At 62.7% G+C, this 21,662-nt stretch carries 18 protein-coding genes; all 18 read right to left on the bottom strand.

Going from position 1 to position 21,662, the window contains the following annotated elements:
• Nucleotides 1-3: 3 nt before the first annotated feature.
• On the bottom strand, nucleotides 4-1,047 hold the full coding sequence (fba, locus tag ACT6VE_RS28250) for a class II fructose-bisphosphate aldolase (RefSeq protein WP_444801624.1): 1,044 nt from the start codon (nucleotides 1,045-1,047) through the stop codon (nucleotides 4-6).
• Nucleotides 1,048-1,291: 244 nt separating this feature from the next.
• Nucleotides 1,292-3,979 (bottom strand): DNA translocase FtsK, encoded by a 2,688-nt coding sequence (locus ACT6VE_RS28245; protein WP_444801623.1) that lies wholly within the window; start codon nucleotides 3,977-3,979, stop codon nucleotides 1,292-1,294.
• 107 nt (nucleotides 3,980-4,086) lie between these two features.
• Nucleotides 4,087-5,154, bottom strand: coding sequence for an ABC transporter ATP-binding protein (locus tag ACT6VE_RS28240; protein ID WP_444801622.1), 1,068 nt, complete (start codon nucleotides 5,152-5,154; stop codon nucleotides 4,087-4,089).
• An 11-nt stretch (nucleotides 5,155-5,165) separates the two neighbouring features.
• Nucleotides 5,166-5,999 (bottom strand): carbohydrate ABC transporter permease, encoded by an 834-nt coding sequence (locus tag ACT6VE_RS28235; RefSeq protein ID WP_444801621.1) that lies wholly within the window; start codon nucleotides 5,997-5,999, stop codon nucleotides 5,166-5,168.
• 4 nt (nucleotides 6,000-6,003) lie between these two features.
• Entirely contained in the window at nucleotides 6,004-6,927 is a 924-nt protein-coding gene (locus ACT6VE_RS28230; protein WP_444801620.1) for a carbohydrate ABC transporter permease, read from the bottom strand.
• Nucleotides 6,928-7,014: 87 nt separating this feature from the next.
• Nucleotides 7,015-8,274 (bottom strand): ABC transporter substrate-binding protein, encoded by a 1,260-nt coding sequence (locus tag ACT6VE_RS28225; protein WP_444801619.1) that lies wholly within the window; start codon nucleotides 8,272-8,274, stop codon nucleotides 7,015-7,017.
• Nucleotides 8,275-8,313: 39 nt separating this feature from the next.
• The gene (locus ACT6VE_RS28220) at nucleotides 8,314-9,486 is read right to left on the bottom strand and encodes a PLP-dependent transferase (RefSeq protein ID WP_444801618.1); all 1,173 of its coding nucleotides are present in this window, start codon (nucleotides 9,484-9,486) and stop codon (nucleotides 8,314-8,316) included.
• On the bottom strand, nucleotides 9,483-10,205 hold the full coding sequence (locus ACT6VE_RS28215; RefSeq protein WP_444801617.1) for a FadR/GntR family transcriptional regulator: 723 nt from the start codon (nucleotides 10,203-10,205) through the stop codon (nucleotides 9,483-9,485). Before ACT6VE_RS28215 ends, ACT6VE_RS28220 begins: the two co-directional genes overlap by 4 nt.
• A gap of 214 nt (nucleotides 10,206-10,419) precedes the next feature.
• Nucleotides 10,420-11,847 (bottom strand): amidase, encoded by a 1,428-nt coding sequence (locus ACT6VE_RS28210; protein WP_444801616.1) that lies wholly within the window; start codon nucleotides 11,845-11,847, stop codon nucleotides 10,420-10,422.
• Between the two features lie 38 nt (nucleotides 11,848-11,885).
• Nucleotides 11,886-12,917, bottom strand: coding sequence for an extracellular solute-binding protein (locus ACT6VE_RS28205; protein WP_444801615.1), 1,032 nt, complete (start codon nucleotides 12,915-12,917; stop codon nucleotides 11,886-11,888).
• A gap of 259 nt (nucleotides 12,918-13,176) precedes the next feature.
• Entirely contained in the window at nucleotides 13,177-13,479 is a 303-nt protein-coding gene (locus tag ACT6VE_RS28200; RefSeq protein ID WP_444801614.1) for a hypothetical protein, read from the bottom strand.
• Entirely contained in the window at nucleotides 13,476-15,770 is a 2,295-nt protein-coding gene (locus ACT6VE_RS28195) for an FdhF/YdeP family oxidoreductase (RefSeq protein WP_444801613.1), read from the bottom strand. Before ACT6VE_RS28195 ends, ACT6VE_RS28200 begins: the two co-directional genes overlap by 4 nt.
• A gap of 231 nt (nucleotides 15,771-16,001) precedes the next feature.
• A complete protein-coding gene (locus ACT6VE_RS28190) occupies nucleotides 16,002-16,835 on the bottom strand; it encodes a sugar phosphate isomerase/epimerase family protein (RefSeq protein ID WP_444801630.1) in 834 nt (277 codons plus the stop codon).
• Nucleotides 16,832-18,037 carry an NAD(P)/FAD-dependent oxidoreductase gene (locus ACT6VE_RS28185; protein WP_444801612.1) on the bottom strand — a complete coding sequence of 402 codons (1,206 nt, stop codon included), beginning with the start codon at nucleotides 18,035-18,037 and terminating at the stop codon, nucleotides 16,832-16,834. The genes ACT6VE_RS28190 and ACT6VE_RS28185 overlap by 4 nt, the downstream gene beginning before the upstream one ends.
• 59 nt (nucleotides 18,038-18,096) lie before the next feature.
• On the bottom strand, nucleotides 18,097-19,041 hold the full coding sequence (locus ACT6VE_RS28180; RefSeq protein WP_444801611.1) for a substrate-binding domain-containing protein: 945 nt from the start codon (nucleotides 19,039-19,041) through the stop codon (nucleotides 18,097-18,099).
• Nucleotides 19,042-19,119: 78 nt separating this feature from the next.
• Nucleotides 19,120-19,431, bottom strand: a complete 312-nt coding sequence (locus ACT6VE_RS28175) for a MocE family 2Fe-2S type ferredoxin (protein ID WP_444801610.1) — start codon at nucleotides 19,429-19,431, stop codon at nucleotides 19,120-19,122.
• Entirely contained in the window at nucleotides 19,428-20,462 is a 1,035-nt protein-coding gene (locus tag ACT6VE_RS28170; protein ID WP_444801609.1) for a sterol desaturase family protein, read from the bottom strand. The genes ACT6VE_RS28175 and ACT6VE_RS28170 overlap by 4 nt, the downstream gene beginning before the upstream one ends.
• Nucleotides 20,463-20,618: 156 nt before the next feature.
• On the bottom strand, nucleotides 20,619-21,620 hold the full coding sequence (locus ACT6VE_RS28165) for a LacI family DNA-binding transcriptional regulator (RefSeq protein ID WP_444801608.1): 1,002 nt from the start codon (nucleotides 21,618-21,620) through the stop codon (nucleotides 20,619-20,621).
• Nucleotides 21,621-21,662 lie beyond the last annotated feature (42 nt).

Here is a 21,662-nt window from a genome sequence, read left to right as displayed (position 1 = left end):
AGCTTACTTCGTCGCGTAGAACTTCGCCATATCAGGCAGGCGCTTGACGCGGATGCTGGAGGCCTTGCCAGCGGTGCGGAAGGCTTCGAAGCGCTCCTTGCAGACCTCTGCCATCAGGGCGGTCGCCGGCTTCAGGTAGGTGCGCGGATCGAAATTGTCCGGCTTTTCCTTGAAATTCTTGCGGATCGTGCCGGTCATGGCGAGGCGCAGGTCCGTGTCGATATTGACCTTGCGCACGCCGAGCGGGATCGCCTTCTGGATTTCGGCGACCGGGACGCCCCAGGTCTGCTTCATCTCGCCGCCATAGGTGGTGAAGAGGTCCTGCAGCTCCTGCGGAACCGACGACGAACCGTGCATGACGAGATGCGTGTTCGGCAGCTTCGCATGGATTTTGGCGATCGTCTCGATCGACAGGATGTCACCATCCGGCGCGCGGGTGAACTTGTAGGCGCCGTGGCTGGTGCCGATGGCGACGGCGAGTGCATCGACGCCGGTCCTGGAGACGAAGTCGAGGGCCTGGTCCGGATCGGTCAAAAGCTCTTCGCGGGTCAGCTTGCCTTCAAAACCGTGGCCGTCTTCCTTTTCACCGGCGCCGGTTTCCAGGTTGCCGAGACAGCCAAGTTCACCTTCCACCGAAACACCGGCTGCATGGGCAATCTTCACGACTTCCGCCGTGACATCGACATTGTAGTCGTAGCTGGCGATCGACTTGCCGTCGGCGAGCAATGAACCGTCCATCATGACCGAGGTGAAGCCGTTGGTGATGGCCGAAATACAGGTGGACGGCTGGTCGCCGTGGTCGAGATGCAGGCAGACGGGGATATGCGGATACTCTTCAGCCGCACCGAGAATGAGGTGCCGCAGGAAGGCGTCGCCGGCATAGGCACGCGCACCGCGGCTTGCCTGCAGGATCACCGGAGAATCCGTCGCATCCGCCGCGCGCATGACCGCCTGGATATATTCCAGGTTGTTAACGTTGAATGCTGGCAGTGCATAGTCGTTTTCCGCTGCGTGATCGAGCAATTGCCGCATGGTGATCAATGCCATTCCTGTCCTCCTTGGATGCAGTTTCACGGGTCGGCGGCACTATTCACACATCGTCCGCCATATGCAACAGGCCTGAAAGACCGCATCGTAGGCCAAATCGATTAAATGGCGCACGGGAAATGAATTTCCCGTGGACAGGGCAAAAATCCGGCCCGCGCGTGCGGGCCGGATCCGGAAAATTCAGGCAATTCAAATAAGTAGGACAAATGCCCGGCGGCTGGGCAGTCGCCGCCGGCGCAAAATGTCAGTCGTCTTCGCTCGGCTCCGGCGGCGTGAAGCTGCCGCGTTCGCCAGTGATGATCTCACGCTTGCCGACATGGTTGGCCGGACCGACAAGGCCCTCCTTCTCCATGCGCTCGACAAGAGAGGCAGCGCGGTTGTAGCCGACGGCGAGACGGCGCTGGATATAGGAGGTCGAGCACTTGCGGTCGCGCATGACCACCTTGACGGCCTTCTCGTAGAGATCGTCGCCATCTTCGGCTGCAATGTCGCCCTTGTCGAACACCGCACCACTCGCCGGCTTCTCGTCCTCTTCGTCCTCTTCTTCGGCGGTGACCGTTTCGAGATATTCCGGACGGCCCTGCGCCTTCAGGTGCAGCACGACCTTTTCGACTTCTTCGTCGGACACGAACGGACCGTGCACGCGCGAGATGCGCCCACCGCCGGCCATGTGCAGCATGTCGCCCTGGCCGAGAAGCTGTTCGGCACCCTGCTCGCCGAGAATGGTCCGGCTGTCGATCTTCGACGTCACCTGGAAGGAGATGCGCGTCGGGAAGTTCGCCTTGATCGTGCCGGTGATGACATCGACCGAGGGACGCTGCGTCGCCATGATCAGATGGATGCCGGCGGCACGTGCCATCTGGGCGAGCCGCTGGATCGCGCCTTCGATCTCCTTGCCGGCAACCATCATCAGGTCGGCCATCTCGTCGACGATGACGACGATGTAGGGCATCGGATCAAGCGCGAGTTCCTGATCCTCATTGATCGCCTCGCCGGTTCCCTTGTCGAAACCGGTCTGCACGCTGATGGTGATCGTCTCACCCTTGTCGCGCGCCGTGGCCACGCGGCTGTTGTAGCCATCGATGTTGCGGACGCCGAGGCGCGACATCTTGCGATAGCGATCCTCCATCTCGCGCACCGCCCATTTCAGCGCCATGACGGCCTTCTTGGGGTCGGTGACGACGGGGGTCAAGAGGTGCGGAATGCCGTCATAAATCGACAGTTCCAGCATCTTGGGGTCTACCATGATCAGGCGGCACTCTTCCGGGCGGAACCGGTAGAGCAGCGACAGGATCATCGTATTGATGGCGACGGACTTGCCCGAGCCGGTGGTGCCGGCAACAAGCAGGTGCGGCATCTTGGCGAGTTCGGCAACCACCGGCTCGCCGCCGATGGTCTTGCCGAGGCAGATCGGCAGCTTGTAGCCGGACTTGGCGAAATCGGCCGAGTCGATCATTTCGCGGAAGTAGACGGTTTCGCGCGTCGCATTCGGCAGTTCGATGCCGATGACGTTGCGGCCGGGTACGACGGCAACGCGGGCCGAGAGCGCCGACATGGAGCGGGCGATATCGTCGGCGAGGCCGATGACGCGGGAGGATTTGACGCCGGGTGCCGGCTCGAATTCATAGAGCGTGACGACCGGGCCGGGTCGGACATGGATGATCTCGCCGCGGACGCCGAAATCTTCCAGCACGCTTTCGAGAAGGCCAGCATTCTGCTCGAGCTGTTCCTGCGTCAGCACGAAGCCGACGGTGCGCGGCGGCTCCTGCAACAGTTCGCGCGGCGGGTATTCGTAGGTATCGCCGGCGGATGTCGCCAGGGTGACCTGGAACGGCTTGGCGCGGGAGAGCACCGAGGATGGGGCCTCGCGCACAGGCTCGATGACGGCGGCCGGGGTGATGGTTACCGGTACGGGCTTGATTGCGACTGCCGCCGGCACGGCAACAGGTACGACTTCGATGACCGGCGTTGCGGCGACGACGACCGGCTCCGGCTTCACGTCCGAAACGGCGACAGCGGTCTCGACTATTGCCTGCCGCGTTGCGGCCGGGCGGCATTCGACGACGCGGAACAGCGAGGCGATGGTATCCGGCTCTTCACGCTTTTTCTCGATGACTGCAGGTGCACGCGTCGCAATGGCAACGGGAGCCGGTGCGGGCGCAGGCATGGGCATGCGCACGACTGTGGCGGCCCGTCGTACGGGCGCCTCGGAAGGCTCTTCGTCCGGAACAAACGTTTCCCAGAACGCATGGTCGGAGAGATGCGCAAAACGACTGATCGCGGCGCGCACGTCCGGCTTGACGACGGGCTTCGCGATCGGGGCAGCCTGCACGGTGGGCGCAGGCGCCGGCAGTGGGGTCGCCGGCTTGAACACGACGGCGGCATCGGCGGGTGTACCCGTCGTGCCGGCGACAACAACGGCCTGGACCAGCGGCGGCGTGGGTTCGACAGACAGTGCCGCGGCCGCAGCCTGCTGTTCCTCGGAACGGCGGCGACGATCTTCGAGCGCCTCGCGCAGACGCTGGAGCAGTTCCGACTGCGAGAGCTGTGCCGCCTCGGAAAGCTTCGTTGCCGGGGCTGCCTGCTCGACGACCAGCTGGGCGTGCTGCGCCTCTTCGGCCGCCGCCTCCTCGATCTTCGCGGCCACCTTGTCGGGGGTGCGCGTGAAGCGGACATTCGGGGCCATGTAAAAATGGCTCTCCCAGCTTCCGTCGGTATATTGGCCCGGGTCGTAGCTCCTCAGCGCGGGCGAGCGGAACCGCGGGCGGTAGTCCTCGTCATTGGCAATCGGCTCGCCGGCCGCATGCCAATCCTCGACCTGCGGAATCTCTTCCGGCAAGGCATTGTTTTCATAAGAGTCATGCGTCGCCTGAGCGTCGCTTTGCCCTTCGGTTTCAAGGATGGGATAGAAGTTTGTTCTGGAAATACGCATGAACCTGCAAACTCGACGATCATTGCCGATAGGGATGCGTAGATGGTTAGGAAATGAAGGTTAACATTGTCTTTGGAACGGACGGAAATCGTCTTCACGATCCCGTTTCAATCCAGCCGCATCCCCTCCGATCCGAAGAGGTGAAGCCGCTCCAACGGCAGGTTCACGCGGACTTTCAGGCCGGGATTGAGCATGCTGCGATCGAGCGTAAAAATTTTCAGTGGGATATCGTGAATGGTCACATGCATGATGATGCCGAACCCTGTCGGCTCGATGAGGTCGACCGTTGCCTCCAGAGCGCCCTGATCGCTCAGCACCACATGCTCCGGCCGGATGCCGAGCGTCGCCACCGAGCCTGATTCGATGCCGGCCCGCTGGTCGACGGGCAGCGTCACACCGTTTTCGAGCCGAAGCACAGCCTTGCCGTCCGAGACGACATAGCGTCCCTCGAAAAAATTCATGCCAGGCGAACCGATGAACCCGGCAACGAAAAGGTTCGCCGGCTGGTCATAGAGATCAAGCGGCGTGCCAACCTGTTGCACGATACCGGCATGCATGGCGACGATCCGGTCGGCGAGCGTCATCGCCTCGATCTGGTCGTGCGTGACGTAAATGGAGGTCGCGCGCAGATCGGCGTGCAACTTCTTGATTTCCGCGCGCATCTGTTCGCGCAGACGGGCGTCGAGGTTGGAGAGCGGTTCGTCGAAGAGAAAGGCTTTCGGCTGGCGCACGATGGCGCGGCCCATGGCGACACGCTGGCGCTGACCGCCGGAAAGCGCGCGCGGGCGGCGCTCCAGCAAGGGATCGAGGCCGAGCTTCGACGCGGCATTGCCGACCGCGCTGGCGATCTTTTCCTTGGCGGTGCGGCGCAGCCGCAGGCTGTAGCTCATGTTGTCGGCAACGCTCATATGCGGATAGAGCGCATAGGACTGGAACACCATGGCGATGTCGCGGTCCTTCGGTGGAAGATCGTTGACCCGCTTGCCATCGATGCGGATTTCGCCTGCCGTGACCTCCTCAAGGCCGGCGATCATGCGCAGCAACGTGGATTTCCCGCAGCCGGAGGGGCCGACCAGCACGATGAATTCGCCGTCGCGAATGGTGAGATCGACGCCGTGCAGGACGGGAAAGGTGCCGAAACTCTTGCGGATGCCGTGGATGTCGATGGAAGCCATTGAAAACCCTTTCAGCCTTTGACCGCGCCGGCCGTCAGGCCCTGCACGAGATAGCGCTGGATGAGGAGGAAGAAGAGGCAGGCCGGGATGAGCGCGAGGATGCCTGCCGCCATCATCTGCCCGAAATCGACCGAGAATTTCGAGACGAAGGTGAGCAGGCCCACCGGGAAGGTCGCCGCGTCGTTGCCGGAGATCAGCATCAGCGCGAAGAGCAGTTCGCTCCAGGCGGCGGTGAAGACGAAGCCGAGCGTTGCGGCGATGCCGGGAAGCGTCAGCGGCAGGATGATCTGGCGGAAGGCGATGAACTGCGTCGCCCCATCGATCATCGCCGCCTCTTCGAGATCCTTCGGGATGCCGTCGAAGAAGGACTGCATGAGGAAGGTCGCAAACGGCACGTTGAAGGCGGTGTAGACGATGACGAGGCCGGTCAGGCTGTTGGTGAGGCCGAGCGGCGAGAGCATCTTGAAGATCGGCGCGACCAGCATGACCAGCGGGAACATCTGCGTGATCAGCATCAGCGCGACGATCCAGTACTTCGCCCGGAAATTGAAGCGCGACAGCGCGTAGCCGGCGAGCGAGGCGAGGATCGTCACGGCGATGGCCGTGGAGCCGGCGACGATCAGGCTGTTCTTGAAGAAGGTCGGGAAGGCGCTGTGAGCGATGACGAACTCGTAGTGCTCGAAGGTCGTGCGCGACGGCCACATCCGCACGCCCTCGCTGTAGAGCAGGTCGTTCGGCGTTACCGACACCTTCAGCAGCCAGAACAGCGGGAAGAGCGCCACGACGATATAGGCGAGAATGGCGAGGCGGTGCGCGACGGTGAGGAGGAGCTTGCTGGTGCGCATGATTTCAACCCTTGTTCAGCAGCGTCTGGCGCAACACCACGATGAGCATCGAATAGGCGAGCAGCAGCACCAGCAGCACGAGGGCGATCGCCGAGGCGTAGCCGAAATCGAGCCGCTTGAAGGCCTGGGTGAAGATGTAGCTCGCGACGATCTGCGTGCGGTCCGCCGGCCCGCCATTGGTCATGACCACTATGAGGTCGGCAAAGTTGGAGATCCAGACGGTGCGCAAGAGGATGGTGATGGCGATGGTCGGCGCAAGGAACGGCAGCGTGATCGACAGGAAGCGCTGGACCGGCCCTGCCCCGTCGATGCTGGCCGCCTCATAGAGATCGCGCGGGATCGCCTGAAGTGCGGCGAGCAAGGTGATGGCGAAGAACGGAATGCCCCACCAGACATTGGCGACGATCGGCCCCCACATGGCGAGATGCGGATCGGAGAGGATGTTGTTCGGCGCATCCATGATGCCGAGCGCATACATCCAGTGCGGCAGCGGGCCGATTACCGGATTGAACAGCCACGCCCAGTTGAGGCCGGCCAGAAAACTCGGCACCGCCCAGGGCAGGAAGACCAGCGCCTGCGCGAGGCCTCGACCCGCAAAGGGTTTGTCCAGCAGCAGTGCGAGGATGAGGCCGAAGATGAATTGCAGGAAAACCGAGGCGCCCGTCCACCACAATGTGTTGCGCAAAGCCCGGAAGAAGGCCTGGTCCTCGGCGAGCGCGCGAAAATGATCGAGCCCGATGAAGCCGCCGGAAAACGGCTTCAACAGCTGGATGTCTCGAAATGCATAGGAAATGCCGAGCACCAGCGGCACCAGCATGACCGTGATGATGAGGATCAGCGCCGGGGCACTGTAGAGATAGGGCTCAGACGCGTCGGCGATCCGCTTCCTGAGCGGTTTGGTGGCTTGTGGATGGGCGGCAACGGTCATCGTCTCGCTTCCGTTCTCGGGTTGCGCGGCGTTTCGAAAGATGGTTCCGGACGGAGCCTCGTGTTCCCCGCCCGGAGGTTCCCCGGCCTATTTCTTGGCGAGGAACTTTTGCTGTGCCTTGGTGAGATAATCGGCCCACTGGTTGGCGAGATCTTGCGGCGTGATATCGCCGAGAAGCGCTTCCTGCGAGGTCTTGATGACCAGCGAATCCTTGAAGAAGGCGAACTCTTCGAGATGCGTCGGCATCACGGTCGGCACGGCGTCCTTGTCCTCAAGCTCGGCGAACCAGCCCTTGAACTGCTCGCTGGCATAGAAGGGGTCCTTTTCCGCCGAAGTGTGGACCGGTAGCGCGCCCGTGCGCTTGTTCCACTCGATATTGCCTTCCGGCCCTTCGAGCGTCTCGATCAGCTTCCAGGAAAGATCCTTGTTGGCGCTGGACGAGAACATCGACCAGCCCGCGAAACCGATCGTCGGGAAGGTCTTGCCGCCCGGTCCCTTCGGCATGGTCATGATGCCGTAGTCTTCCGCCTTCATGCGCTCCGCAATGGCGATGAGCGCATCCGGGTCCTGGTCGAGGAAGGCGCAGGTGCCGCTGTAGAAACCGGCGACGATCTCGTTGAAGCCCCAGTTGACGCTGTCCTTCGGTGCATAGCCGTTCTTGTAGAGATCGACGACCCAGGTGAGGCCCTTGACCCAACCTTCGCTGTTGAAGGTGGAGGTGCCGTCCTCGTTGAAGAATTTATTGTCACCGGCCATGGACGCACCGAACATCACCCAGCCGTTGAGGCCGCCCGGGCCGCCGCGCAGGCAATAGCCGTATTTGCCGGGCAGCGCCGAAATCTTCTTCGAGGCCTCCGCGAACTCGTCCATGGTCTTCGGCGGTTCGGAAACGCCAGCTTCGGCGAGCAGCTTCTTGTTGTAGAACATGGCGCGCAGATAGAAGCCGTAGGGCAGCATATAGGCCGTGTCCTTGATGTCGCGGCCGAGTTCCAGCGCGCGCGGCGTCAGGCCGGGCGTATGCTCCCATTTTGCAAGATAGGGCTCGAGGCTTTCGAGCATACCGTTATTGGCATAGAGCGACAGCCAGGTGTCCGGCATTTCCATGACGTCAGGCACTTCTCCGGCCGAGACCATGGTGGCGAATTTCTGGAAAGCCTCGCCCCAGGGCAGCGAGATGATCTCGACCTTGGTGCCTGGGTTTTCCGCCTCGAATTTGCCCACAATGGATTTCAGCGTTTCCGTGCGCTCGGGGCTGGTAATCACCTCGACGAGTTTTAGCGTCGTATCGGCCAGCGCGCTGGTCGCCATCAGCGTGGTGAGCAGGGCTGCGGTCAAAAGTCTCTTCATGGTCGTTCCCTCTTTTCTGGTTGAATCTGATTTCTGACGTCAGGCTTCGGATGCGGCTGTTATCGCCGCTTCCAGATCACTCCACAGGGCCTCGGTTCCCTCCAGGCCCACATGAAGACGCACGGACCGCGCATCGATACCGAACGTATGCGCGGAATTCGGTTGGGCCTTCTGCTGCAACACCACCTCGCCCGGCACGATCAGGCTCTCATGGCCGCCCCAGGAGACGCCGAGCTTGAAGAGCTGGAGGTGATCGGCAAAGGCGCGGATATCGATGCCTTCGCGGAAGGTGAAGGAGAACAGGCCGGATGTGCCGGTGAGCCCCGGCGGCAGGCGATTGGCGAGCGCCGGGTGGAAGACCGTGTCGACGATATCCAGCGCCTGCAGCCGCTTGGCGATGTCGAGCGCGGACGCCTCATGCGCCTTCATGCGGATCGGCAGGGTGCGGAGCCCCCGCACCAGCAGCCAGGCATCAAAGGGCGACAGCTTGCCGCCGAGATACGGATAGGCCTCCGAGCGGATGCGGCCGATCAACTCCTTCGAGCCGGTGACAATGCCGGCGACGACATCGCTGTGACCGCCGAGATATTTCGAGGCCGAATGCAGCACGAGATCGACGCCCAGCGTCAGCGGCCGCTGGAAGATCGGGCTTGCCCAGCTGTTGTCGATGACGCTGACGACGCCCTGCTGCTTGGCAAGGGCGGCCAGCGCACCCACGTCATGCGCTTCCATGACCCAGCTCGTCGGGCTTTCGAGATAGAGCAGCTTGGCGCCCGGCAGCGCCTTGGCGACCGCCTCCTCATCGCGACCGTCGACATAGGTCACCTCGATCTTCATGCGCTTCAGATGCGTGCCGAACAGGCGGAAGGCGTCCGGATAGCAGTGGCGTACCGCGACGATGCGGTCGCCCGGCTCAACGAAGGAGAGCACCGTCGAGGAAATCGCGGCCATCCCGCTGGCAAACCCCAGCGCATCCTGGCCGCCTTCGAGCTTAGCCAGCATTTCTTCGAAAGCACGTACCGTCGGGTTGAGGCCGCGCGTATAGATCGGCCGCACAATCTCGCCACGATAGGCGGCCACCATCTCGTCATAGCTGCCGAAGGTGAAGAGCGAGGTCTGCACGATCGGAGGAACCACCGCCTCAAAGGCATTCGCCTCGTCATGGGCGACGATAAGAGAGGCAAAGTCGAACGGATCGGCTCCGTTGATCATCGGGACATGTCCTTGATGTCTTCCTCGACGACGGCGAGGATTTTTAGGGTTTCGGCGCGGGCGGATTCTGGGTCCTGCGCGGCGATCGCGTTGAAGAGCGTGCGGTGAAACGGAAAGGAACGGCGGGCGAAATCGGGCCGGTTGAACGGCTTTTCCCAGAAGCGCTCGAAGGCACCGCGCATCTGTTCGAGAAGCTGCTTGAACAGCGGGTTGTGCGTCGCGTCGTAGATGGCAAGGTGAAAGGCAAGATCTTCCGGGCCGGACGTGCCCTTGGCGAGATGCACCCGCTCCATCTCGTCGAGCTTTGCCTCGATCGTGACGACGTCTTCCGCGGTGCGCCGCCGCGCTGCCACCATGCCGGCCTCGCACTCGATGCCGCGGCGAACCTCCAGCGTCTGGAGCAGCACGTCGCGCAGATGGATCGCGTCGAAGGAGAGCGGCATGTGCACGGTGGCGCTCGTCACCGGCTTCAGGAGATAGGTGCCGCTGCCCTTGCGGCTTTCCATGACGCCGAGCGCCTGGAAATGCCGGATCGCCTCGCGGATCGTCGACCGGCCGACCGCCAGTGCCGCCATCAGCTCGCGTTCCGCCGGCAGCCGGTCACCGGCCTGCAAGTTCGCACGATCGATATAGGAGGCCACAGCCTCCGTTACCTGTCGCGCCCTGTCGATGGGCGGCAACGGCTCGATTCGTGGCCTGTCGCTCGGATCAGCTGGCATGACGCCAAGTTCCCTGTTTGATGTCAGCTTCTCAAATTGGTCTGACATCTTAGCATTATGCGGCGAAACCTGCCTGTCAAGCGGCAATCATTGGCGAGCAGATCGATCACAAATAAAAACGGGCCGATCCAAAGATCGGCCCGTACCGGGAGAAAGCCGCTCAGCTTAACGGCATGGAGCGTGGAAAATTGATCCGCCAACCAATTTGACGCCTCTAGAGGCGTGGGCGAGACGCCGCGTCGCCGTACCAGCCACCGACCGCCTCCTCGAAGGCGAGGCCGGCGCGGAAGACATCCGCATCGCGATAGGTGCGGCCGACGATCTGGAGGCCGGTCGGCACGCCATTGCCGGCATGGCCGGTCGGCACCGAAAGCACGGGGCAGCGGCTCATCATGTTGAACGGCGTCGTCATGACCCAGCCGAGCGAGGGGTTGACCACCTTGCCGTTGATCTCGACCGTGCCTGTCGAATGGTCGAAATCAGCCGGCACGGCTGGCAGTGCGTTGGTCGGGCAGACGAGCACGTCGTAACGCTCGAGGATCGGCCCGAGCGTCTTGTACATCTCGCCGACGACCTCCAGGCTCGCGACGAAATCCGTGGATTTCGAGGCGCGGCCATGTTCGGCGAACTGGCGGGCATAGGTGGTCATCTCGTCGCCATGCGTGTCGAGAAGGGTCGAGAGATAGCCGCCGAAAAGGTGTTCGAGATACCCCATGCCGGCAGCGAGAACGTGCTTCGGCCAGCCGAGATCGACCTCCTCCACCGTCGCGCCCAGCGAGCGGAAGACATCGAGCGCCGCGAGCGTGTTCTTCTGCACCTCCGGATCGACCTCGAAGAGGCCGAGATCCATGGAAAATGCGATCTTCCAGCCCTTGATCGGCTTGTACTCCAACGGCAGGCGCAGCTTCGGCCGCAGCGACACGATGTCGTCCGGGCTCGGGCCGCACATGATGTTCTGCAGCAGGATAGCGTCCTTCACCGTGCGCGCCATCGGGCCGGTATGGCAGAAGAAATCGAGGTTGAACGGCGTGTCGTCCGGGTTGCGGCCATAGGGCGGCTTGTAGCCGACGACACCGCAGGCCGACGCCGGAATGCGGATCGAGCCGCCGATATCCGAGCCCGTAGCAAGCGACGATGTACCGGACGCGAGCGAGGCGCCGGCCCCGCCGGATGAGCCACCGCAGGTGAAATCCGGGTTCCACGGATTGCGGGTGACGCCCCACAGGCGCGACCAGGTGGTGCCGGCGCAGCAGAATTCCGGCGTCGCCGTGCGTGCGTGCACGATGCCGCCCGCCGCCATGACCCGGGCATTCATCGTCGAGGTCCGGTCCGCGATATGGTCCTTGTGGATCAGCGAGCCGATCGACGTCGGCTTGCCCTTGATCTCGCTTTCGTCCTTGATGCCGACCGGCAGGCCCTCAAGCACGCCGGTGCGTGCGCCCCTAGCGTATTTGGCTTCGGCCTTGTGGGCAAGGTCCATCGCCTCGTCGAAATGCGTATAGGTCAGTGCGTTGACCGAGGCCTTCAGCGTCTCGGCCCGGCGGATCGTCGCCTCCATCAGTTCCACGGGCGAGAGTTCACGGCTCTTGAAGCGGCGGAGCGCTTCGTGGGCGGGCAGGTAACACAGGTCGAGATCGGTCATGCTTGGCTCCGGTGGGATTGTCTTGTCGGAAGGGCGCATCACTTCAGCACCTCGGTCCAGATTTTCGTGTAGAGGTCGGTAACGTGCTGCGGACAGGCCGGCGAAAAATGCCCGTTGTCGACGAATTCGGCCGGCACGACGATTTCCGGCGCATTGCGCATCTCTTCCGGCATGTATTTCTCCGAGCCGACGATGCCGTTCGCGTAACGCGCATAGGCGGAAATCAGCGCGGCATTTTCCGGATCCATGATGAAGTTCTGGAAGAGTTTTGCGTTCTCGACGTTCGGCGCGGTCTTCAAAACCGCGACACTGTCCATCCAGATCGGATAGCCCTCTTTCGGATAACCATAGACATAACGGGAGCTGACCAGGCGCACCCGCATGGCGGCACCACCCCAGTTGACGCCCGCCGCATAGTCGCCGTCGACGAATTTTTCGGTGCTCGGATAATCGAGCGCCACCCACTTGTCGCGCGCAGCCGCGAGGCGGTCGCGGACCTTGCGCAGGATGGCGAGATCGTCGGTGCAGGCCGTGCCACCTTCGTAATAGATGGCGAGCGCGAGCACGTCGCCCATTTCCGGCAGCACGTTGATCTTGCCGACGAGTTCCGGCGGTGGATCGAGGAAGATCGCCGAGGTGTTCGGGTCGCCCGAATAGACCTCGGTATCCACCAGCACGCCGGTCGTTCCCCATTGCCAGGGCACGGTATAGTGGCGGCCGGGATCGAACGCCACGTTCACCCAGCGCGGGTCCATGTTCTTGAAATTTTCCATCTGGTCGGGGCGGGATTCGAGCAACAACCCCTCATCGATCCAGATCTTCACGAAGGTCGAGGACGGCACGACGATATCGAACTGGCTACCGCCCTGCCGGGCCTTAGCAAGCGCCGTATCGTTGGAATCGAAGTCGGTGACCGTCACCTTGACCTTGTAGGTCTCCTCGAATTTCTGGACCAGTTTTGGATTGGTGTATTCCCCCCAATTGTAGATATTCAGAACGCCCTCCGCATGGGCCTGCCCGAAGGCAAGAAGGGCGACGATCGATGTGGCGGCAGTCACAAGCATGCGCATGAAAAACCCCCTTGGATTCGACGAAACGAGGCACACCGTCCGCGAGTGAACGCCGGTTGCTGCGCGCAGGATTTTCAGGGATGGCGGATCCTCCATTGCCATCCCGCCTCCAAGGCAAATCTCGCCGCGCCCGCCTCCCCGCGGTTGCCTCGTGGGGCAGTAAGAAACAAACTGAATGTTTAGTCAAATAGTTTTATAGCGAGAAGGATGCACTTCGCAGCGGCATGTTCAAAGACGCATAGGATCAGGACGCCGGCCCCTATGGAAGCAATGCGAGAAGACGCCCGGCTCCCGTGCCCGGCGTAAAGGCGGTGCGCATCGTCCGCGCATCGCGACTTTCGATGTGGAGTAAGGCGCCTTGCTCGGCAAGGGCATTCAATTCGCGTAGCACGAGGGCATGGGCGAGGCCGAGCTTGCGGGCAAAGGTGCGGCTGTCATGTGCGACGCCGAGATGGGCGGCAACGAGAAGACCGGCCTGTATCGCTGTCAGGTGCGGAGCCTCGGCTTGAAGACGTGCGACGCAGGCCAGGAAACGGTCGATATCCGGCGCGCCGCCGCTCACGCCGCCTCGCGCCTGCGGAAGGTCACCATGACGGATTTGGAGGTCGGCGTGTCGCTTTCATCCCCGGCGCTGCCGAGCGGTACCAGCACGTTCAGTTCCGGATAGTAGCCGGCAATGCTGCCGCGCGGGATATCATAGGGCACGAAGCGGAAATCCGCCGCCAGGCGCTCGATACCGTCGTCATGGTCCCCGACCACGTCCACCCGCTCTCCCGCCTCGGCCCCCATGGCCTTCAGGTCTTCCGGATGGATGAAGATGACCTGCCGCTCGCCGTAGACCCCGCGATAGCGGTCATCAAGGCCGTAGACGGTCGTGTTGTACTGGTCGTGCGAGCGGAACGTCTGCAAGGCGAAACGTCCGCCGCCACGTTTTGCCCGCTGATGCACGGTCTCATGCGGCAGCGTCCCGGAGAAGAACGTCGCCTTGCCCGCCGGCGTGTCCCATTCCCGATGCGCGGCCGTGTTGCGCAGCAGAAAGCCGCGGGGCTTGCGCAGGCGCTTGTTGAAATCCTCGAAACCCGGAATGGTCGCCTCGATATGATCGCGGATACGGTCATGGTCGTCGGCAAGCTCCGCCCAGTCGACGACAGCGTCGCCGACGGTTGCCGCCGCTATCCCGGCAATGATGGCTACTTCGGACAAGAGATGCGGTGAGGCCGGACGGTTGATGCCGGCCGAGCCGTGCACCATGCTCATCGAATCCTCGACGCTGATCAGCTGGGACTGGCCCGCGGAATTGAGATCCATCTCGGTCCGGCCGAGGCACGGCAGGATGTAGGAGACCTCGCCCGGCATCAGATGCGAATGGTTGGGCTTGGTGGCGATGTTCACCGTCAGCTTGAGGTTGCGAAGCGCCTTTTCGACCAGCGCACTATCCGGCGTCGCGCGGGCAAAATTGCCGCCAAGACCGATGAAGGCCTGCGCGGAACCATCCAGCATCGCGCCGATCGCCGACAGCACGTTGTGCCCGTGTTTGCGCGGCACGGCGAAGCCGAAATGCTGCTCCAGCGCATCGAGAAAAGCTTCCGGCGGTTTTTCGTTGATGCCGACCGTACGGTCGCCCTGCACGTTGGAATGGCCGCGCACCGGGCAGAGGCCGGCGCCCGGCCTGCCGATATTGCCGCGCAACAACATGAAATTGGCGATCTCGCGGATCGTCGCGACGGAGTGCAGGTGCTGCGTGACCCCCATCGCCCAGGTGCAGATGACGCGTTCGGCATTTATGTAGACGTCCGCCGCCCGCTCGATCTCCGCGCGGGTCAGGCCGGACTGGTCCTCGATCTCGGCCCAGCCCGTCGCCTCGACGGCGGCACGATAGTCTGCAAGACCGGCGCAATGCTCGGCAAGGAAGGCATGGTCGAGTACGGCGGGAAGGCCGGCGGCGACTGCCGCATCCTCGGCCGCGAACACGGCTTTGGTCATGCCGCGCACGGCCGCCATGTCGCCGCCAAGCTGCGGCTGGAAATAGTGGCTGGCAATGTCGGTCGAACCGCCGCGCAGCATCTCGATCTTGTCCTGCGGATCGGAGAAACGCTCGAGGCCGCGTTCGCGGATGGGGTTGAAGACGACGATGCGGGTGCCGCGGATGGCCGCGCGGCGCAGATCCCCCAGCATGCGGGGGTGGTTCGTGCCGGGATTCTGGCCGATCACGAAGATCGCATCGGCCTTCTCGAAATCCTCCAGAAGCACCGTGCCCTTGCCGACGCCGATCGCCTGGCGCAGGCCCACGCCGCTCGCCTCATGGCACATGTTCGAGCAGTCGGGAAAATTGTTCGTTCCATAGACGCGCACGAAGAGCTGGTAGAGGTAGGCCGCCTCGTTGCTGGCGCGACCGGACGTGTAGAACTCCGCACGATCCGGGTTTTCCAGGCTTTTGAGGATGGCGCCGATCTCGGCAAAGGCGTCGTCCCACGCGACCGGCAGATAGGTGTCGCTTGCCGCGTCGTAGCGCATCGGATGCGTCAAACGGCCGTGGAGCTCCAGTTCATAGTCCGTCAGCTTGCGGAGTTCCGAAACGGTGTGTGCGGCGAAAAAGGCCGGCGTGGCCCGCTTTTCCGTTGCTTCCCACGCCACGGCCTTCACGCCGTTCTCGCAGAATTCGAAGGAGGAGCCGTGCTCCGGGTCGCCCCAGGCGCAGCCGGGGCAATCGAAGCCGTCCGGCTGGTTGGCCTTCAAGAGGGTGCGAGCACCGGAGATCGGCATGCCGCTCTCGAGCAACCGCTTGCCGCAACTCTTCAACGCTCCCCAGCCGCCGGCTGCGGAGGACTTTTTGCCGATAAAGGTAGTAGCCATTCCTCCTGTATTTGCGATCCGTCAGGAATGATCAAGGGGACGGTTCGTATGGCTTGATAGGGAATTCCTATCGCCTGCAGCCACCGCCCGGCATCGCCGCACCTATCGGACGACAGAAGAGGGGCGGCCGGGAGCCACCCCTCTCCTTTCAACCGCGACGGGAGGAGATACGACGCGGTTACCGTCAGGGCGCCGACGGGTCGCTGCCCTCATGCCTCAAGTGAAAGGCGGTTACCCCGTCGCGTTCCACAGATCACGCACCATCTGTCGCAGCATGAGCGCCTCCGCCCAGCGGTCCGTCGTGTCATTGCCGTCCCTGCCGGTGATCGCATAAGGCTTGGGACCGAGTTCGCAGGTGAAGACGAGTTCGGCATCATCGGCTGCGCGCGACCGCCAGCTACGAATACCGTAGTCCCACCATTCGAGGAAGAGATCGACCCAGGGACGATGATGCGGAAAGGAAATTTCGATCTGCACCTGCTCGCGTGACGCGACGCGTCCGTGAAAAGCCTGCGCATTGCGCAAGATGCGCCGGATCAGCGCGTGGTTCTCCTCCTCGATCGGAAAGGCAAACTCCCGGCCGACCAGGAAATGCGACAGGTCGGCGAGGAGCGGCAGATCGGGCCGTTGGTCCAAAAGGTCCAGCGTGAAGAACAGGTCCGTGGTCATCCGGTCGCGGTGCGTTTCGATCAACACGGGAATGCCCGCATCCTCGGCAAGCCGCATCCAGCCGTCGAGCAGCGGCAGGCAATCCTCCACCCGGCGCAGACGGGTATCCGGCTGCAGGTTGATGTGGCTGACGGGATACTTGGCTGCAAGCTCCAGCGGCAGGCGCAGGTCATCGACCGTACGCGGGAAGCAGACGCCCTCGATCTTCAGGCCAGTCCCCACTATGGCCTGGTTGAGGCGCGTGACGTCAGCGCGGTTGGTATAGTGCGCGCTGATACCGTCGAAACCGGCATCAGCGATCATCGCGACATTTTCCGCAAGACTGCGTTCGTGGCCATCCGTGTGCCGGCGCTCCATGGCCCAGAGGGATTGGAAGAAGAGCAGGGGCTGCATCAGGCTGCCCGCGCGCTTTTCAAAAGCGATTTGAGGTTCACACCGGGATCTTCAAGCGTTGCAGGATCGGGGTTCATCCCGGCAGCGATCAGCATCTCGGCCAGTTTGATGTCCTTGGCGAGACTGTTTCCGGGGCCAAGGCCCGCCGCCGCCACAAGGCATCCGTTATCGAGGAAGAATTCCAGTTCCCCTTCGCCGACTGACCGCACCACACTCTGATGCGACGGCAATGGCAAGCCCGCGACCTGCAAGCCGAGATCATATTGATCCGACCAGAACCACGGAGCGGCGGCAAAGGTCTCGTTTGCTCCGGCCATATTCCGGCCGGCCGTCTCGGCCTGGCTGCGGGCATTTCGCCAGCTCTCGAACCGGGTATGCCCGCCACCGGCCTGGGATACCGCGGCGCAGTCTCCGGCCGCGAAGACGTGCGGATCGCTGGTGCGAAGGGAAACATCCGCCAGGATGCCGTTGCCGGTGGCGAGCCCCGCCGCTTCGGCCAGCGCCATATCCGGCTGAACGCCGATCGCAGCGACCACGATATCCGCGCGCACTAGACTACCGTCAGCAAGCAGGACCGAGCCCGGCGTGATTTCCGCAATGCCTTGGCCCAGATGAAATTGGACGCCTTCTTCCACGTGCCGGGCATGCAATTTCGCTGCAAAGCGCGGGGGAACGGCCCGTCCAAGCGGTTTTGGTGCCACCTCGATAATGCTGACGGCAACACCTTTGGCACGCAGCACGGCTGCAAGCTCCATGCCGATCAGACCACCGCCGATGATAGCGACACGCCCGCCGGCTTGCGCGCGGGAGAAGATCACCGTCGCATCTGCATAGGTTCGGAAGTCGAGCGCGTGGTGTGCCCCGGGGCAGCTCAATTGTCTGGGTCGCGCACCCGTGGCGAGGAGCAGTTTTTCATAATGCAGGGAACGACCGTCACTGAGCGTCACACTCAGCAGACCTGTATCAAGACCCGATGCCGAGACGCCCTGAAGATAGTCGATGCCTGCGGCTTCCAGTGCTTCGGCCCCGCAGATCGCCTTCATCTGTACGGTGCCTTCGAGCGGCTTAGACAGCGGCGGGCGTTCGTAGGGCAGGTGCGGTTCCGAGCCAACCAGCGTGACGGCGCCGGCAAACCCTGCTTCGCGTACGGCGAAAGCCGCCCTTGTGCCGGCCTCGCCTGCGCCGATGATGACGATACCGTCCATGGTGTCTCCATGTGAAAGGGACCGACACATCCGCAAGATGCGCCGGCCCAGAGGGAGGATCAGTTCTTGTTGGCGTAGTCGGCCATGTTCTTCGGCGTCACGAGTTCGAACGGCACCCAGACCTGCTTTTCGACCGGTTCGCCGCGCACCAGCGCGACCGCGGCATTCACCGCGCTGGCTGACTGGCCCTTGGCGTTCTGGAACACGGTCGCGTCGAGATCGCCGGCCGCCATGGCGGCAAGGCCGTCCTGCGTGGCGTCGATGCCAACGACGATCACGTCCTCCATCGAGACACCCGCCGCCTTGAGTGCCTGGATGGCGCCGATCGCCATTTCGTCATTGTTGGCGAAGACCACGTCGATCGGCTGGCCGGCGGTGATCCAGTTGGTCGTCAGGTCCATCGCATTGGTGCGCGTCCAGGCGCCCGACTGCTCGTCGGCAAAGGTTACGCCCTTGCAATCGCTGGCCGCCAGCGTTTCCTTGAACGAGGAGGTGCGGTCGCGCGAGGCCTGGTGCGCGAGATCGCCCATCAGGATATAAACCTGTGCATTGCTGGTCTTGCCCTTCTCCTTCAGGATCGAACAGGCGGCTTCCGCGCCCAGCTTTCCGGAATCCGTTTCCTTCGATCCGACATAGGCCTGCTTTTCCGGTAGCTTGCCGACATTGTCGGGCTCAAGGTTGAGATAGACCAGCGGAATGCCCGCCTTCTCGGCCGCTTCGCTGATGCCGGGTGCGGCGGACGTGTCCGTCAGCGTCATCACGATAGCGTCCACGCCAGCCGCGATGAAGTTGTTCACCTGGTTGAGCTGCTTGGAAATGTCGGTCTGCGCATCCTCGATCTGCACGTTGACGCCTTCCACCGCCGAAGCCCGTGCGCTGATGCCTTCGCGCAGAAGCGTCTGGAAGTTGTTGTCGAAGCTCTGCATGGAGACGCCGATCGTCTCCGCCGAGGCAGCACTTCCCATCAAGGCGGCCAAGGCGGCCGCCAGGTACATCGATTTCATCGTATCCTCCCAATGGGTGCCGGCTCACCCGATCGCATTCCGGAGGCCCGGTCGGGCCCGGTCTCTAAAGGCGCGCCCCTAGGTCAGGGCCACGCGAACCTCTCCGTCGACGACCTCCGCTGGATAGGTTTTCAGGTTCTCGCAGGCGGGAAGCCGGATGGCCTCGCCGGTGCGATAGTCGAAGACGCCGGAATGCTTGGGACATTCCACCTCGAAATCCATGACCAGCCCATCCGCGAGATGGATCGCCTCGTGGGTGCAGAGACCGGCCGTGCAATAGACCTGGTCATCGGGGGCGCGGTAGATCGCGTAGGTGCGGCCGCCATGATCGAAGCGAATGGCGCCTTCCTGTTCGATATCGTCGAGCTTGCAGGCGGGAACCCAGATCATTCTGCTGCTCCCTGGATTTCGGCGCGGGCCTTGCGGGCGGCGAGCTTTTCCTTGCGCCTGCGGTAGCGCTCCTGCATCTGCGCCTCGCCCTCAGTCGAGCCGTCGTGCCAGGTGCCGAACCACTTATCGAGCGGGATCAGCGCGTCGCCGTAGTTCACCTCGAAATACTTGTGGTGCAGGTAGTGCGCATAGGCGTGGCTATCGACCAGCTTGTCCTCGCCCACCTCGACCTTGTCAAAGCCGACATGGCCGGGGATGGCGCCGAAACCCGCATAGTGCAGCTGGTAGAGCATGAGGATCGGGTTGGACGGCAGGATGAGGTGATAGAACGCCGTGCCGAGATAGAGCAGATGCTCGACCGGATGCATCGACAGCGACGACCACGGCGACGGGTTCACGGAATTGTGGTGGACCGAATGCACCCACTTGTAGAGGAACGGCGTGTGGATGAGCCGGTGGATGCAAAAGAAGTGGAATTCGTGAATGATCGGCACCACGAGGGCCACGAGCGCCAGTGTCCACGGGTTCTCCGAAAAGCTCAGCCAGGGTGCATAGCCGTTGGCATAGGCCCAGAGCATGGCCACTTCGATGGCCGTCCAGATAGTGACGCCCGAAAGGAACGTGCGCAGGATGTTGTCAAGGTTCTGGCTTTCGAACCAGAAGGCCTTGTTCTTCTGGTCTGAGGGGAATTTTCCATTGTACTTGAAGCGGTTTTCCTGCCGCTTCAGCACATAGAGGTGGACCTCGAAGGCGCCGTAGAAGAGGAGAACGCAGACCGCATTCACGGCATAAAGCCAGGCCGCCCAGCCGATGCTCAATGTCTGCATGGTTTCGACGGACGGAATGACCCAGGCCCAATAGGCGACCGCCGACAGGGCAAAGATCACATTCCACGGGAAGAAGTAATGCGGCAGCCATTTCACGACTGCCATCAGCTTTGGCGGAAAGACGAAGAGCGGCGCGGTTTCAACCGGCTCGTTCGGCGCCCAGTCACCGCGCTTGTTGCGCTTGCCATATTTCAGATCGTCCATTGCGCTCTCCTTCGGGTTTTGGCCCGCACAATTTGTGAAAGGAGAGCGCATGACGCGCCTTACCCGTACGTTCTGGTTGGAACGCCGGCTCTCCTCCTGATTTGAAAATTATCAGGAGTGCCGTGGAACGGCGAAGGCTTCCTTGATCAAATCAGATCAAAGCCCTTCGGCGGTTATGGTGATGAAACGAATGGGATTCCGGTCCGGTTCGATCTCGGTCAGGCCGATGCGGCGCAGGATGAGATCAAGCGCGCGTTGCGCCTGCGCCTCGGGTGCCTGGTCGAGCACGACATCCATGATGCCCTCGCTCAGCGCCGAGCGTGTATAGTCGGTCAGTTCGTGGCCGACGAACAGGATATCGCGGCCCCGCGGATGGCGCCGCAGCACGCTGATGAGCGCGGAATTCGCCCCGCCCGCATTGTAGAGGCCGACGAGGTTCGGGTATTTTTCAAGCGCAATGGAGAGTGTTTCCGCACTGAAACTCTCCTCATCCCGGCTGTAACCGAGCCATTCGAAGGCGATCGACCCTGGATGATCCAGAAAATAGTCGGAGAAGCCCCGAATACGGTCGCGGTGCACCTGGTAGATCGGGTGGCAGAGCGCCACGACTGGCCCCTCCACCTTGGCCATTCGCGCGATGAAATAGGCCGCCGTACGGCCGGCGGCATAATTATCGATGCCGACGAATTCCGCGCTGTTGCCGGACGCTCGGGTCACGACATGGACGACGGGCACGCCGCGGGCGATGACCGCCTCCACAGCCGCGCTGATCAACGGACTGTTGGGAACGGCGAGGATCAGGCCGGCGCGGGGCGTCTCGGTGGAAAGAATGCGTTTGGCGATCTCCTCCGGCTTCATTTCTTCCGTGAAGCTGCGGTGAACGACGGCGAGCGGATCGAGCGTGGCGGCAATGCGTTCGAACGCCTTGGAAAGCCGTCGATAGAAGGTGGTCTCGGGGCGCACCATCAGCACTTCGATGCGCAGCAAGCCGCGATGGGTGTCGGGCAGCGTGCGCGGGTATTTCAGGCTACGCGCCGCAATGACCACCTTCGCGACCAGATCGGGCCGCACCCCGCCGCGGCCGTTCAGCACGCGCTCGACCGTGGCGGTCCCGACACCGGCATGCCGGGCGATGTCCCCGTAGTTCGGCTTGCTCACGTCGCGAAGGCCTTGGATTGAGTAACGCTGCGATGAGATGCC

The sequence above is a fragment of the Shinella sp. genome, from assembly GCF_052438155.1.
Classification (GTDB): Bacteria; Pseudomonadota; Alphaproteobacteria; order Rhizobiales; family Rhizobiaceae; genus Shinella.
Note: the sequence above shows the minus strand (reverse complement) of the source record. Positions and strands in the feature narration are given on the sequence as shown.